The sequence below is a fragment of the Micromonospora globispora genome, assembly GCF_003857015.1.
In the GTDB taxonomy this organism is placed as follows: domain Bacteria; phylum Actinomycetota; class Actinomycetes; order Mycobacteriales; family Micromonosporaceae; genus Micromonospora; species Micromonospora globispora.
The window spans coordinates 16,868-31,733 of the sequence record NZ_QGGF01000350.1 but is presented as its reverse complement, the minus strand read 5'-3'; the positions used below and the strand labels follow the sequence as shown (position 1 = coordinate 31,733).

General features: G+C 72.6%; 11 protein-coding genes. 5 read left to right on the top strand and 6 right to left on the bottom strand.

Annotation, left to right across the window (positions count from 1 at the left end):
* Together DKL51_RS17255 and DKL51_RS17250 are read left to right on the top strand one after the other, a co-directional pair.
* A partial coding sequence (locus DKL51_RS17255; protein WP_148097808.1) for a DUF4245 domain-containing protein occupies positions 1-659 on the top strand: 659 nt, incomplete at its 5' end.
* A gap of 205 nt (positions 660-864) precedes the next feature.
* Entirely contained in the window at positions 865-1,746 is an 882-nt protein-coding gene (locus tag DKL51_RS17250; RefSeq protein WP_109945713.1) for a hypothetical protein, read from the top strand.
* Between the two features lie 62 nt (positions 1,747-1,808).
* Here DKL51_RS17250 and DKL51_RS17245 read toward each other — a convergent pair whose 3' ends face one another.
* Both DKL51_RS17245 and xseA read right to left on the bottom strand, forming a co-directional pair.
* A complete protein-coding gene (locus tag DKL51_RS17245) occupies positions 1,809-2,021 on the bottom strand; it encodes an exodeoxyribonuclease VII small subunit (RefSeq protein ID WP_109945726.1) in 213 nt (70 codons plus the stop codon).
* Positions 2,022-2,102: 81 nt separating this feature from the next.
* A complete protein-coding gene (xseA, locus tag DKL51_RS17240) occupies positions 2,103-3,317 on the bottom strand; it encodes an exodeoxyribonuclease VII large subunit (protein ID WP_109945712.1) in 1,215 nt (404 codons plus the stop codon).
* Positions 3,318-3,661: 344 nt separating this feature from the next.
* Here xseA and DKL51_RS17235 point away from each other — a divergent pair, with 344 nt between their 5' ends.
* Positions 3,662-4,654 (top strand): 4-hydroxy-3-methylbut-2-enyl diphosphate reductase, encoded by a 993-nt coding sequence (locus tag DKL51_RS17235; protein WP_109945711.1) that lies wholly within the window; start codon positions 3,662-3,664, stop codon positions 4,652-4,654.
* A 46-nt stretch (positions 4,655-4,700) separates the two neighbouring features.
* Positions 4,701-5,135, top strand: a complete 435-nt coding sequence (locus tag DKL51_RS17230) for a hypothetical protein (protein ID WP_109945710.1) — start codon at positions 4,701-4,703, stop codon at positions 5,133-5,135.
* A gap of 64 nt (positions 5,136-5,199) precedes the next feature.
* Here DKL51_RS17230 and DKL51_RS17225 read toward each other — a convergent pair whose 3' ends face one another.
* Together DKL51_RS17225 and DKL51_RS17220 are read right to left on the bottom strand one after the other, a co-directional pair.
* Entirely contained in the window at positions 5,200-8,475 is a 3,276-nt protein-coding gene (locus DKL51_RS17225; protein WP_109945709.1) for a S8 family serine peptidase, read from the bottom strand.
* Positions 8,476-8,716: 241 nt separating this feature from the next.
* The gene (locus DKL51_RS17220; protein WP_109945708.1) at positions 8,717-9,871 is read right to left on the bottom strand and encodes a DNA recombination protein RmuC; all 1,155 of its coding nucleotides are present in this window, start codon (positions 9,869-9,871) and stop codon (positions 8,717-8,719) included.
* A gap of 55 nt (positions 9,872-9,926) precedes the next feature.
* On the opposite strand from DKL51_RS17220, the gene DKL51_RS17215 reads away from it, so the two are divergent.
* Positions 9,927-10,796, top strand: a complete 870-nt coding sequence (locus DKL51_RS17215) for a DUF2076 domain-containing protein (protein WP_109945725.1) — start codon at positions 9,927-9,929, stop codon at positions 10,794-10,796.
* A 69-nt stretch (positions 10,797-10,865) separates the two neighbouring features.
* On the opposite strand, the gene ppc is transcribed toward DKL51_RS17215, so the two are convergent.
* The gene (ppc, locus tag DKL51_RS17210; protein ID WP_109945707.1) at positions 10,866-13,652 is read right to left on the bottom strand and encodes a phosphoenolpyruvate carboxylase; all 2,787 of its coding nucleotides are present in this window, start codon (positions 13,650-13,652) and stop codon (positions 10,866-10,868) included.
* A 129-nt stretch (positions 13,653-13,781) separates the two neighbouring features.
* On the bottom strand, positions 13,782-14,843 hold the full coding sequence (locus DKL51_RS17205) for a hypothetical protein (RefSeq protein ID WP_109945706.1): 1,062 nt from the start codon (positions 14,841-14,843) through the stop codon (positions 13,782-13,784).
* Positions 14,844-14,866 lie beyond the last annotated feature (23 nt).

Below are 14,866 nucleotides of genomic sequence, written 5' to 3'. Positions count from 1 at the left end.
CCACGGGGGCGACCGGCGCAGGGCCGGCACCGCTCGCCGACGCGGGGGAGCCGGCGCTGGTCGAGCCGGTCGAGGGCCCCGCCCGGGGCGGAGCGAGCAGTCACCCGGCCGTCTCCGGTGACCAGCCGGCGCCGCCCGCCCGGCGGGAGAAGGCGCGCTCCGAGCGGTCGCCGAGGGACATGGCCCTCTCGCTGCTCGTGCTGCTGGTCCCGATCGCCCTGCTGCTCGCGTTCTACCGGGGCGTCCTCGGCGGCGACGAGCCGACCACGGTGGACCCCGCCCCGGCGGTCGCGGAAGCCCGGGCGGCGAACGCCTTCCCGGTCAGCCAGCCCGAGGGCCTGGGCTCCGGCTGGCGTACGGTCAGCGCCCGCTACCAGACCACCGACGGCGGCTCTACGCTGCGGATCGGGTACGTGACGCCGGAGGGACGCGGCGCGCAGCTCGTGCAGAGCAACGTACCGGCCGAGAAGCTGCTCCCGGTCGAGCTGAGCAACGGGCAGCCGCAGGGCCCGGCGGAGCTGCCCGGGGCGAGTTGGCAGCGGTACACCGCCCGGGGCAACGAGCAGGCGCTGGTGCTGCTGGAGCCGAACCGTACGGTGATCGTGATCGGCGACGCCCGGGAGAACGAGCTGCGCCAGCTCGCCGGCGCGCTGCGCTGACCCGCCTCCCGGCGAGTGGTCGTCGACCCGCCGCGTGAACCGGACAGGGATTGCGGAAGGCCGCTTCAGGGAACAGAGGTTGCACGGGCTCACCGGCTCGCTCCTTCGGCCGGGCGGGGCTCGTGCGCCGGAGCCGGCGTCAGGGCTGCGGCGCCACGCCTCCGGCGCCTTCCGTGGGCCGGACTTCCCATCTGGAGAGGTTCACGTGAACATTAAACGCTTCAGCGCGGCAGCCTTCGCCGCAGCGCTGCTCACCCCTGGCCTGGCCGCTTGCAACAGCACCGGGACCGGCGAGGCGGGGGCCTCCGCGTCCCCGGCGGTCTCCGGCAGCATCGCGCCGAGCGGCGCCTCGCCGGGCACCGGCGACGCCAAGCAGGCCCTGCTCAACTCCACCAACGAGATCCGCAACGGCAACTTCCGGTTCACCATGACCGGGCCGAGCTCCACTGCCGAGGGACAGGTGCACGAGCCGAGCCAGAGCGCGGAGATGCGGGTGACCATCGGTGACCCGTCCTCCGACCTGATGATGAAGCTGGACGTCATCCACTACAAGCCGGACAGCTGGGTGAAGGCCGAGCTGGGCGGCAAGTCGGCCAGCAGCATCCCCGGCGTGCAGAAGCTCAACCTCGGCAAGTACCAGCACCTGGACCAGACCCGGATCAAGGGCAACCGGGCGCTCGGCTTCGACTTCGACAAGCTGGACCCGGCCGGCAGCTCGGTGCTGACCGAGGGCATCACCGAGGTCCGGCAGACCGGCGACGGCACGTACGAGGGCACGCTGGACGTGTCGAAGGCGGCCGAGGCCGGCTCGATGGACCCGGCCGTGATCACCGCCCTCGGGGCGCAGGCGCAGTCGGTGCCGTTCACCGCGAAGCTGGACCCCCAGGGCCGGCTCAGCGAACTGGTGATCAAGCTGCCGGCCGCCGGCCAGAACGCCAGCGCCTCCGCGTCGACACCGACCGCGACCAGCGCCGGGCAGGACATCAAGATCACGTACTCGGACTACGGCAACGCCACCGCCGCGCAGAAGCCGCCGGCGGACCAGGTCGTCGAGGCGCCGCCGGAGTTCTACAACCTGTTCAACTGAGCGGATCAGCAGAGGCGGGGCGGCTTCGGCCGCCCCGCTCGCGGTTCCCGATCAGAAGGGCGTCAGTCCTCGGCGGGCTGGCGGGCCGCGTCGATCCGGGCCCGGGCGCCGTCCAGCCAGCGCTGGCAGATCTCGGCCAGCTTCTCGCCGCGCTCCCAGAGCGCCAGCGACTCCTCCAGCGAGGTGCCGCCGGCCTCCAGCCGCTCCACCACGGACGCCAGCTCGGCGCGGGCCTGCTCGTAGCTGAGCTGCTCGCCCTTTGTCTCGTCAGTCATCGCCACCATCCCACCACACCCTCTCCGCGCCGCCGCGGCACGCGCCACGGGTCGCCTGGACCGTCGTTGCGAAGCCGCGCCTCAGCCGTCCACCGTCGCGGCGAGCTCGCCCTCGGCGAGGCGGACCCGCAGCGGATCACCCTTGGTCACCTCGGACGCGGCACGCACCACGTGGCCGTCCGCGCGCTGCACGATGGCGTACCCCCGGTCGAGGGTGGCGGCCGGGGAGAGGGCGCGCAGCCGGGCCAGGGTGTGCCGCAGGTCGTCGGCGGCCGCCCCGAGCCGGTGGTCGAGGCAGCGCCCCGTCCGGTCCCGCAGCGCGGTCACCTCGGCCGCCCGCTGCTCGACCATCACCTGCGGGCGGGCCAGCACCGGGCGGGACCGGAGCAGGTCGAGCCGGTGCGACTCCCGGTCGACCAGGTTGCGCACCGCCCGCTCCAGCCGGGACCGGGCCTGGCCGATCAGGCGTACCTCCTCGGTCAGGTCGGGCACGATCCGCTTCGCCGCGTCCGTGGGCGTCGAGGCGCGTACGTCGGCGACGTAGTCGACCAGCGGCGCGTCCGTCTCGTGGCCGATCGCGCTGACCACCGGCGTACGGCAGGCGAAGACCGCCCGGCAGAGCGCCTCGTCGGAGAAGGGCAGCAGGTCCTCGATGCTGCCCCCGCCCCGGGCGATGATGATCACGTCGATGGTCGGGTCGGCGTCGAGCACCTTCAACGCGTCCACGATCTGCGGCACCGCGCTCGGCCCCTGCACCGCCACGTTGACCGTCCGGAACTCCACCGCCGGCCAGCGCCGCCGAGCGTTGGTCAGCACGTCCCGCTCGGCCGCCGAGGCGCGGCCGGTGATCAGCCCGATCCGGTTCGGCAGGAACGGCGGGCGCCGCTTGCGGGCCCGGTCGAAGAGCCCCTCGGCGGCGAGCAGCTTCTTGAGCTTCTCCAGCCGGGCCAGCAGCTCGCCCAGCCCCACCTGCCGGATCTCGTCGGCGCGAAGGCTCAGCGTGCCCCGGGCGGCGTAGAACTCCGGCTTGGCGTGCAGCACGACCCGGGCGCCCTCGCGCAGCTCCGGCGCGCCGAGATCGAGGACGTCCCGGTTGGTGGTGACGGTCAGGCTGAGATCGGCCGACGGGTCGCGCAGGGTGAGGAACACGGTGCTGGCGCCGGGGCGCCGGCTGATCTGCGCCACCTGGCCGTCCACCCAGACCCAGCCCAGCCGCGCGATCCAGGCGCCGACCTTCTGGCTGACCACCCGGACCGGCCAGGGTTCCTCGGAGGTGCTGCGCGGGACGTCGGTCACCCGGCCAGCGTACGGTCAGCCCCCGACGACCTGCGGGAGCCCCGACAGCGCGTGCTGCTCGCCCATCCTACGGCCGAGACCGACACGACCCGGGCGATCATGAGCTTGACCGCGATGTCGAGCTCCCACGCCGCCGATCTCATGATTGACAGGTCGGCCGTCTTCGCCACGCCGTCGTCGGAAAAACGTCGTACCGGCGGTTGGCGCAGTCCTCTCGTACCCGCAAGGGGGTCTTCCCGGTGGCCCCGCGCGCTGCCGGTCCGCCCATTCTGCCAGCCCGTGCCCCGGCTGTGGTACCGGTCGCAGCCGCTGCCGCCGGGAAACCGGGCACGTACGATGGGCGGGTGACTCAGGCTGAGACGACTCCCCGGACCGGCAAGCGCGTGCTCCTGGCCAAGCCCCGCGGCTACTGCGCGGGCGTGGACCGGGCGGTGCAGACCGTCGAGGAGGCGCTGAAGCTCTACGGCGCCCCGATCTACGTCCGCAAGCAGATCGTGCACAACAAGCACGTGGTGCGGACGCTGGAGGCCAAGGGTGCCATCTTCGTGGAGGAGAACGAGGAGGTGCCGGAGGGCGCCACCGTCATCTTCTCCGCGCACGGCGTCGCCCCGGAGGTCTACGAGCAGGCGAAGGCGCGTTCGCTCAAGGCCATCGACGCGACCTGCCCGCTGGTCACCAAGGTGCACCAGGAGGCCAAGCGGTTTGCCGCCGAGGACTACGACATCCTGCTGATCGGCCACGAGGGCCACGAGGAGGTCATCGGCACCGCCGGTGAGGCTCCGGCCCACATCCAGCTCGTCGACGGTCCGGAAAGCGTCGACAAGGTCACCGTCCGTGACCCGAACAAGGTCGTCTGGCTCTCCCAGACCACCCTGTCGGTGGACGAGACGCTGGAGACGGTGGCCCGGCTCAAGCAGCGGCTGCCGCTGCTCCAGTCGCCGCCCAGCGACGACATCTGCTACGCCACCTCCAACCGGCAGCACGTGGTGAAGGAGATCGCCCCCGAGTGCGACGTGGTGATCGTCGTCGGCTCGCGGAACTCCTCCAACTCGGTGCGGCTGGTCGAGGTCGCCCTGGACGCCGGCGCCCGCGCCGGGCACCTGGTCGACTTCGCCGACGAGATCGACGACGCCTGGCTGGCCGGGGCCGGCACGGTCGGCGTCACCTCCGGTGCCAGCGTGCCGGACGAGCTGGTCCAGCAGGTGCTCGGCCACCTGGCCGAGCGCGGCTTCACCGACGTCGAGGAGGTCACCACCGCCAACGAGCGGCTGACCTTCTCGCTGCCGCAGGAGCTCAAGCGCGACATGAAGGCCGCCGCGGCGGCCACCCGCGGCTGAGCCGGCCGGCGGGAACGCGTTGTCCACCGGGTACGTCTGAGACGGTATGAGGACCCTACGGATCGCCGCCTCCGCCCTGGTCGTCTGCGCGGCGCTGAGCGCCTGCGCCGGCCAGGGCGGTACAGACGGCGCCGCCAGCCCCACGGGAGCCGCCCCGATGAGCAGCCAACCGACCCCGCAGCCGAGCGCCACCCCGAATGATCCGGGCAACCCGGTCGACCCGATGCCGACCCTGCCGCCGAAGGGGACCTCCGGGCCGACCAAGCCCCCGCCGGCCGGCGACACCACGCTCACCGGCACGGTTCAGGCCGGGGTCGAGCCCAACTGCCTGCTGCTCGACGGCAACCTGCTGATCGGCGGCCCCCGTGACGTGCTGAAGCCCGGTGCCCGGGTCATCGTCACCGGGCGTCCCCAGCCGGGCATGATGACCACCTGCCAGCAGGGCACCCCCTTCGTGGTGGAGAGCGCCCGCCGCGCCTGAGGCCGACAAAGACAGGAGCCCGCCCCCGGGACCGGGGACGGGCTCCTGCTGTTTCAGCGGTTGGTCAGTTGACCGCGCCGATCGAGACGTTGCCGCGACCGACGGTCGCGCCCTCGTCGGTCACCACGAGGAGCTCACCGAAGAGCTGCCGGCCCGCCGCCGGGGCCATGCTTGCGGTGACGGAACCGGTGATGGTGCCGGTGCCGCCATTGGCCAGCGGCAGCGTGGTGGACGGCGCCGACACCGAGCCGAGCGACGCGGAGTAGAACACGTCGCGGTAGTCGAACTCCGTGGTGCCGGCCGGGACCGAGTATCCGTCGATCTCGACGGTGTAGACGCCCGCCGCCGGGTTCGCCAGCGAAACCGCTTCCTCCGAGTCGCCGTCGGCCGAGTAGCCGACCCGCGTCGTGCCGCGGAAGACGTACAGGTCCAGGTCGGCGCCGAGGTCGCTGGTCTTGCCGATCGCGACGTCGAGCCTGGTGGCACCCTCGGGCACGGTGACCTCGTAGGTGAGCGTCTCGCCGTTGGCGATGCTGGGCCGCTTGATCGCCGCGCTGCCCAGCGCGCCACCCTTACCCGACACGTTGACCGGACCGAACTGGTTGGTCAGCGTCCAGGTCACCGGGGTGGCCTGACCCGCCGTGACGGAGGGCAGGTCGACGACGGCCGGCTCCACCTTGACACCCTGCACGCGTGCGGTCAGCTGGAACGGGTTCTCCAGCGTCGGCGAGGTTCGTCGGGACTCGACCTCGATCTCCCAGAGGCCCGGCATCGGGTTGGCGTAGTCCCGCTCGCTGGGCTTGCAGGCCGCCGCGTCCGAGAAGTTGCTGTAGCAGCCCAGGCTGGAGGTGCTCTCCACCGGCACGCCGTACGGGTTGAAGGCGATGAACCGGGTCTGCGACCCGTCCGCCAGGCCGGAGAGGTTGACCTGCAGCGCCGAGGCGCCCGCCGGCACGTTCACGAAGTACGAGGTGAACAGGTTGCGGTCCACCGAACCGGAGGTGGTGAAGCCGTACCCAGGAGCGGCCGGGTTCGCACCGATGACCACGGTGTTGAGCAGCTCGAAATCGACGCCGGCGGTCGCCGGGTCGTCGACTCGCATGACGGCGCTGTGCACGCCGTACCCGCCGTTGGTCTCGAGGCGGAGCGTGACCGGCTTGTTCAGCGGCAGCACCACGCTGTGCGGGTAGTCGCGGAAGGTGCCGTCGTTGCCCAGCAGCGTCACGTCGTGCCGGATCAGCTTGTTGGGGCCGCTGGTCCGGGTGATCGTGACGGTGTACGTCTTGTCCTCGTTCGCCCGCTGACCACCCTGGCCCACCGCGCACCGGTTGTAGACGCCGGTGCCGGTGTTGGCCGTGCTCAGGAAGCCCGACAGCGGCGTGCAGACCGGTGCGGAGGCGCTGTAGCCGCGGGTCTCGACGCCGTGGCCGGCGAGCAGGTCCCAGGCGCCGACGGTGTTGAACAGGCCGTTGCCCTGACCGTGGGCGGGCACCCCGTCAATCCACTTCGCAGACGAGTAGATGGAGCGACGGAGCTCGGCGGGAGCGACCGCGAAGCCGTTCGCCTTGGCGGCCGAGAGCAGCAGCGCGGCGGCGCCGGTGGCCTGCGGGGAGGCCATCGAGGTCCCGTTCAGCATCGAGTAGCCCGGGGGCAGCTGGTAGCCCGCCTCCGGCACCGGGCCGCCCGGCTGCCACAGCGGCGTGGTGGAGATCGCCGAGCCGGGAGCGGTGATGGTCGGCTTGAAACCGCCGTCCTCGCGCGGCCCGCGGGAGGAGAAGTTGAACAGCTGGTACGGCGTCCGGGTGACCGAGCCGTAGTTGGCCAGCCAGGTCTCCTTGCTCACGCCGGCGGCGACGCTGACCACGCTGCTGGCCACCGACGGGTCGCCCACGGTGTTGATGCCCGGACCGGAGTTGCCGGCCGAGATGAACAGCTGCACGCCGTAGTCGTTGATGAGCCGGTCGTAGAGCTGGGCACGGGCGTTGTTGGCGTCGTTGAGGGCGGGGAGGCCACCGATGGACATGTTCACCACGTCGACGTGCCGGTTGACCACCAGGTCCACCATGCCGTCGGTGAGCGCCGCGTAGGTGCAGCCACCGCCCCAGCTGCAGGCGCGGGCGGAGACCAGCTTCGCGCCGGGGGCGGCGCCGTCGAAGGCGGCGTCGCCGAACATGTCGTTGGCGGCGGTGATGCCCGCGACGTGCGAGCCGTGCTGGGCCTCGACGATGCCGATGTTGACGAAGTCGCTCTTCTGCCCGACGTAGGGGCCGCCGTACGGGCTGAGATCCACGTCCTCGCGGTACTCGACCACGAACGGGGTGCGTTCGGCGATCGCGGTGGCCGGGTCGTCGGTGCCGAAGTGGCCGACGTCGTAGCGCTCCTTGTAGGGGCGCATCACCGCGTCGTCGGTGAAGTCGCGGTTCTGGTTGCTGTCCACCCGGATGTCGTGGCTCTCCGGGTCGTAGAGGATGCCGAACGTGTCGGTCTTGTCGCCGTCCTTGTTGAGGTCACCGCCGGGCTCGTCACCGCTGGTGATGCTCTCGGAGAACCGGTTGATCCGCCAGTTGCCCTCCGGCGCGGTCCAGGTGGCGCCCGCGTAGCTGAAGGTCGGCCCGGCCACCGAGGTCAGCATGGCCCGCCAGGTGCCGTCCGAGTCGAAGATCGGGTCGGTCGCGGTGAACCAGTCGACGATCTTGCGCTCGCCGGTCGAGGTGGTCTGCAGCGCCGCGTTGTCCAGGTCGACGCCGGAGTCCATGATGCCGATCGTCACGCCCCGGCCATCCCACTCGGGGTGCGCCTGCTTGAACGCGACCGCGCCGGTCTCGTTGGTCGGCATGTACGGGTTGGCGGCCGGGGTGTCGGGGCCCGGCGCCGCCACCGCGGCACCCTGGGTGGCGCCGTCGGCCTTGGTGGTGAACGGCTCCGGCTTGGGCAGCGGGACGGACTCGTTCAGGTCGATTGCGGCGACGCCGGGCAGCTTCGCCGCCCGCAGCACCGCGTCCGTGGGCACGCTCGCCCGGACGTAGCCGACGCCGTCGACCTGGCGGGCCACCGTGGCCCCGAGCTTGCGCAGCTCGGCGGCGACGCTGCCGGCCCGGCCCTTGTCGGTGGCCACGATCAGCATCACGGTCTTGTCGCCCTTGGCCCGGGCCTGGGCGAGAAGCTCGTGGTCGTGCGATCCGAGCTTGTCCGACCCATGACCCTTCGGGGTGCTGGCCCCGGTCTGCGGGGCGGCGCTGGCGGTGGTGGAGCCAGCGGTCAACGCGATTGCGCCGACCGCGACGACGGACGCGGCGAACCCGGCCGAGGCGCGCCGAGTCCAACTAGGAGGTTTGTTCACGTTCGCTTCCTCCGACGAAGAAGGAGCCCTGGAGAATGCAGGGCAACTGAGAGGGATCTTCGATGATCGGCGGGCGACAGTCACTGCTGCGTTGCGAGTTGTGACCTCGTTGTGTCGTGGGCCGAGCAACGCTGTCACAATGCCCTGAATGGTTGCAGCGTGACAACCAGTGCTCAGGTATTACGGCACGTCGATCGTTGCGCTCGGTCCACCGTTCGGACGATGTCTCCCTCGGATCGGGTCAGCGCGGTAACGCGTCATCCTCGGCGAGCTCCGGCGCCTGCGGCTGCCGCGGCGCCACCTCCACCTGCGCCGGGGTGGCCAGCTCGTGGTCCGAGACGCCCAGCTCGGCCAGCTTCCGGGCGCTGACCAGGACGCGCGCCTCCAGCGACCCGACCGCCCGGTTGTACGCGGTGACCGCCCCACCGAGCGAGGCACCCAGCTTGCCGACGTGGTCGCCCAGGGTGGACAGTCGGCCGTACAGCTCGCGGGCCAGGGAGTGCACCGCGGCCGCGTTGCGGGCCAGCACCTCCTGCCGCCACGAGTAGGCCACCGTGCGCAGCAGCGCCACCAGCGTGGCCGGCGTCGCCAGCACCACGTTGCGGGCGAACGCGTGCTCCAGCAGGGTCGGGTCCCGCTGCAGGGCCACGTCCAGGAACGGATCGGCCGGGACGAAGAGCACCACGAACTCCGGGGTGGAGTCGAAGGCCGCCCAGTAGGACTTGGCGGCGAGCGCGTCCACGTGCGCCCGCAGGTGCTTCGCGTGCGCGTCGAGGTGGCTGTCCCGCCCCCGCTCGTCACGCGCCTCCATCGCCGTCAAGTACGCGTCGAAGGGCGCCTTGGCGTCGACCACCACCGACCGGCCGCCGTGCAGCCGGACCACCAGGTCGGGACGGACGCCCTGGTGATCGGTGGCGGCGGTGACCTGCTCGTTGAAGTCGCAGTGCTCCAGCAGGCCGGCCGCCTCGACGATCCGGCGGAGCTGGTGCTCGCCCCACCGGCCGCGCACCTGCGGCGCGCGCAGCGCGGCGACCAGTTGCTTGGTCTCGGTGCGCAGCTCGCCGGAGACCGTGCTCATCGCCCGGACCTGCTCGCGCAGCTCGGCGTACGCGTCGACCCGGTCGCGCTCCAGCTCGGTCACCCGCTGCTCGTACCGCCGGAGGGTGTCGTGCAGCGGGGCCACCGCCCGGGCGACCGCCTCCTGGGACTGGGCGGTCGCCTCGTAGCTGAGGGCCCGCATCGACTGCTCCAGCCGGCCCTCACCCTCCCGGGTGGCCGCCAGGGTCGCCTCCAGCCGGGCGATCTCGGCCGCCGTGCGGGCCCGGGCGGCGAGCCAGCCCACCGCGCCGCCCGCGGCGAGGCAGAGCACCACCACGGCCAGCGTCGCGAAGTCCATGGCAGAGAGCTTGCCAAACGGGTACGACGTGCGCCCGGTGGGTACGTTCGAGGACATGAAAGTTGCCCTGTGGGTCGTCCTGGTCCTGATGCTCGGAGGTGCGTACGTGTTCTGGCGGTGGGGGAGCAGGTCCCGGAAGGCCACCGAGCTGGCCGACGCCCGCGCGGAGGCGCAGCGCTGGTACGAGCGCCTCGGCGGCCAGCTGATGAACCTGCACGGGGACGCGCCGGCGGTACGCCAGGCGCTGGCCGACGCGGGTGAGCGCTACAACGCCGCCGGTTCGCAGCTCGAGCAGGCGCGCACCCCGCACCAGTTCGCGCTGGCCCGGGAGACCGCGCTGGAGGGGCTGGCCTACATCCGGGCGGCCCGGACGGCGATGGGCATCGACCCCGGCCCCGATCTGCCGCCGCTGGCCGCCGCCCGGGGCGCCGGCATGCTCACCAAGGAGCGCGAGGTCAACGTGCAGGGGCAGACCTTCCGGGCCGGCCCGCAGCCGGGCAACCGGACGCCCTACTACTACCCGGGCGGCAACTGGCAGGGTCGCCCCGTCCCGGCCGGCTGGTACTCGACGCCGTGGTGGAAGACCGCGCTGGGCACCGGCGCCGGCGTGCTCGGCGGCATGCTGATCGCCGACGCGCTCTTCTCGCCGGCCTTCGCCGACCCGGGATACGGATACGAGGCCGGCTACCAGGAAGGCTTCAACGACGGCTTCGACGACGGCCAGGACCAGGGCGCCGACCAGGGCGCCGACCAGGGCGGCGACCAGGGCGGGGACTACGGCGGCGACCAGTTCGCCGGGGACCAGGGCGGTGCCGACTACGCCGGTGACTTCTCCGGCGGGGGCGGTGACTACGGCGGCGGGGACTACGGCGGCTTCGGCGGCGGTGACTTCGGTGGGGGCGACTTCGGCGGCGGCGACTTCTGACCGCCCCCTGAACGGCACACGGGAACGGCCCCGGTCGACGCGACCGGGGCCGTTCCTCGTGCCCGTGGGTCAGCCCGTGTTGCGCATGCCGGCGGCGATGCCGTTGACGGTGGTCAGCAGCGCCCGCTCCAGGGCCGTACCGTCGTTCGGGGCCCGGCGGCCGCCCGGCGCCGTCGCCACCGCCCGGCCCGCGGCGCCGGAGTCCCGGTACTGCCGCAGCAGCGCCACCTGGAGGTGGTGCAGCGGCTCCAGGTAGGTGTCCCGCACCGCGAGGGTGCGCTGCAGCACCGGCGAGTTCTCCAGCAGGGCGGGCGAGGCGGTCACCGCCAGCACCTCCTGCTTGGTCAGCTCGTACTCCTGCTCGATCTTGTCGAAGATCGGGTGCAGCTTCTTCGGGACCAGGCTCTCCACGTACCGCCGGGCGATGGCCAGGTCGGTCTTGGTCAGCATCATCTCGACGTTCGACAGGAACGTGCGGAAGAAGTGCCAGTTGCGATGCATCTCGGCGAGCACATCCTCCAGCCCGGCGGCCCGTGCGGCGGCCAGCCCGGAGCCGACGCCGAACCAGCCCGGCACGATCTGCCGGGTCTGCGTCCAGCCGAACACCCACGGGATGGCCCGCAGGCCGGCCAGGCCGGCGCCGGTGTTCGGCCGCTTCGCCGGCCGGGAGCCGATGTTCAGCGCGCCGAGCAGCTCGGTCGGGGTGGAGGCCCAGAAGTACGCCGGCAGGTCGGGATCCTCGACCAGCGACCGGTACGACCGGAACGCCGCCTCGGAGACCGCGTCCATGGTGGCGTCCCAGCGTTCCAGCTGCTCGGCCGGCTGCCGGGGCGCGGTGTGCAGCAGCGTCGCCTGGAGCACCGCGGCCACCGTCAGCTCCAGGTTCTCCCGGGCCAGCGCCGGCAGCGTGTACTTGTCGGAGATGACCTCGCCCTGCTCGGTCACCTTGATCGCGCCGTCCAGGGTGCCGTACGGCTGGGCCAGGATCGCGTCGTGGGTGGGGCCGCCACCCCGCCCGACCGTGCCGCCCCGGCCGTGGAAGAGCCGCAGGTGCACCCCGTGCCGGGCGGCCACGTCGCGCAGCGCCCGCTGCGCCCGGTGGATCGACCACTGGCTGGTGGTGATGCCGGCCTCCTTGTTGGAGTCGGAGTACCCCAGCATCACCTCCTGCACGTCGCCCCGGGCCGCCACCAGCGCCCGGTACGCGGGCAGCGACAGCAGCTCGTCCAGCAGTTCGCCGCCGGCGTTCAGCTCGCCCGGGGTCTCCAGCAGCGGCACGAAGCCGATCCGGGCCCGGCCGCTATACACGTCCACCAGGCCGGCCTCGCGGGCCAGCACCACCGCGGCGAGCACGTCGTCCACGCCGAGGGTCATCGAGATGATGTACGACTCGATCACCTCGTTGCCGAACCGGTCCTGTGTCTCGCGGATCGCCCCGAACACGTCGAACGTCTTCTGCGCGGTCTCGGTGAGCGGGCTGTCCAGGGTGGAGAGGGGTCGGCGGCCGGCCAGCTCGTCGGCGAGGAGCTTGGTCCGCTCCAGCCGGGTCAGCGACGGGTAGTCCGACACCTCGCCGACGGCCGCGTAGAGCTGGGCGAGCACCGCGTGGTGCGCCTCGGCGTGCTCCCGGACGTCCATGGTCGCCAGGTGCAGCCCGAACGCGGAGACGGTACGGATGGTCGAGGCGAGTCGGCCGACGGCGGTGAGCTGCCCCGAGTTGCGGGCCAGCGAGGCGCGCAGCAGCTCCAGGTCGGCGATCAGCTCGGCGGAGCCGCGGTAGTCCCGCCCCGGCATGTGCGGGGTGCCGTTGCGCAGCCGCTCCCGGGTGTTGGCCAGCTTCGCCTTCACGCACCGGGCCTTGAGCCGGTACGGCTCCTCGGCGTTGACCCGGCGGAACCGGGGCGCCACCTCGGGCAGCGCGTCCAGGTCGGCGGCGAGGCTCGCGGAGAGGTCCAGCGACACCGCGCGCAGCCGGCGGGAGACGGACACCTCGTTGATGAGCTGGTCCATCGCCTTCTCGGTGGCGGCGATGCCGTGCTCGTGCTGGATCCGCAGCACCTCCCGGGTGACCGCCGGGGTGACGAACGGGTTGCCGTCCCGGTCGCCGCCGATCCAGGTGCCGAAGGTCAGCGGGCGGGCGGTCGGGGAGGTCTCCACGCCCAGGGTGCGCAGCGTGTCGGCGAGGTCGTCGAGGACCTGCGGGGCGGCCTCGGCGTACAGGTCGCGCAGGTAGTAGATGGCGTTGCGGGCCTCGTCGGTCGGGTCCGGCCGGTCCAGCCGCAGCTCGTCGGTCTGCCACATCAGGTCCAGCAGCTCGGCCAGGCGCCGGTTGGCCGGCCCCTCGTCGCTGGCCCCGTAGAGGATGGCGTTGGCGGTCTCGGTGTCCAGCTCGTCGGCGATCGCGCGGAGCTTGGACAGGATCGAGCGGCGGGCCGCCTCGGTCGGGTGGGCGGTGAAGACCGGGCGTACCGCCAGCCGGCGGGCCGCGGCGGCGATCTCCTCGGCCGGCACCCCCCGCTCGGCGATCATCTTGGCCGCCCCGTCCAGCCAGCCACCCTGGACGGCCCGGCGGCGGCGCAGGTCCCGGGCGCGGTGCACCTGCTCGGTGATGTTGGCCAGGTGGAAGTAGGTGGAGAAGGCCCGGGCCAGCTTGGTGCCGGTGGTGACGTCGAGGCCACCGAGGCGCTGCGCGGCGGCCGGGGCGTCGGAGCGGACCTGCGCGCGGATCTCCTCGACCAGGTCGAGCAGCGGGCGGCCCTCCTGCCGGGCGAGGGTCTGCCCGAGCAGCGTGCCGAGGCGGCGGATGTCGGCCCGCAGCGCGGCGTCCGGGCCGTCGTGGTCGTGCTGGTCGGTCACGATGCGCTCCTTACGTGAGTACGAAGGACAGCGCTGTCCGACTCCCTGGATCGTATCCGCGCGGCCCCCGGTGTAAGGAGGGGCCCCGTGTGATCCCTTTCCGTGGCACGGGGACCCCCGGTGGTCGGGTCAGGTGTCCGGAAGGGCTTCGGCCGGCGGCTCCGGGCGGACGGTGGCGGCCTGACCGGCGCGGACGGCCCGCCGGTGGGCATGAAAGATCGTCCCGGTGACCAGCCCAAGTGCCCCGAGCACGGTCCATACGGCGAGCCCGGACAGCGACCAGCCCACGGACCGTCGGTCGAAGTAGACCGCCGACTTGATCAGGTCGGTGGCCAGGCCCGTCACGTTCCAGCGGTGCATGCCGCGCAGCCAGTCGGGTAGGAATTCCGGTGCGTAGATGCCGCCGGAGCCGGGGTTGCCGAGCACCACCAGCAGCAGGATCACGATGCCGGTGCCGAGCAGGCCGAGCCACGCCTGGATGGCGGAGGCCACCAGCGCGGCGGAGAGGACGGCCAGCGCGCCGACCGCCGCGACGGCCGGCACGTCGTGGTGCCAGACGTCGAGGACCGGGCCGACGATGGCCGCGCCGACGATCCCGAGCACGACCGAGTAGACGGCGAGCGTGGCGATCCGCAGCCCGGCGCGGCGCAGGTTCACCGGCGCGGTGCCGGTCTGGAGCCCCAACGCCGTGGAGGCGAGGTAGCCGCCGAGGACGTAGCCGACCGCGAGGTAGAACGGGACCAGACCGCGCCGGTCGGTCCGCTCCACCGGCACCGCGTCGCTGACCTGGATGGGCAGACCGGCCTGCTGGGCGGCCTGGGTGAGAATTTGGGTGACCAGTTCGGCGGCGGCCGGTGAGGCGGCGCTGGCCGTGGTGAGGCGCAACCCGTTGTCCGGTCCGGAGGTGAGCACCCCGTACACCTCGCGGGCGGTCAGGCCGTCCTCGGCGGCGTCCGGGTTGTCGTACTCGATGGGTTTGATCTTGTCGGTCCGGGCGCGCACGGCGGCCATCACCGCCTGGCCGCGCTGGTCGCCGAGGACCACCCCGACCGGCACGTCGCGTGGGGTGGGCTGGTGCAACGCCCCCACGTAGGCCGCGATGAAGGCGGTGGCCAGGGCCAGCGTGCCGACCAGCAGCGCCGCGGTACGCGGCAGCCAGTCGCGCAGCGCGGGTCCCGCCTCCTGGTCCACGGGGCCAGCCTAGGGCGATGCCT

Coding starts and splice junctions, on each gene's coding strand:
- DKL51_RS17245 (WP_109945726.1), bottom strand. CDS start 2,021: ATGACTGACGAGACAAAGGGCGAGCAGCTCAGCTACGAGCAGGCCCGC.
- DKL51_RS17230 (WP_109945710.1), top strand. CDS start 4,701: ATGAGGACCCTACGGATCGCCGCCTCCGCCCTGGTCGTCTGCGCGGCG.
- DKL51_RS17220 (WP_109945708.1), bottom strand. CDS start 9,871: ATGGACTTCGCGACGCTGGCCGTGGTGGTGCTCTGCCTCGCCGCGGGC.
- DKL51_RS17215 (WP_109945725.1), top strand. CDS start 9,927: ATGAAAGTTGCCCTGTGGGTCGTCCTGGTCCTGATGCTCGGAGGTGCG.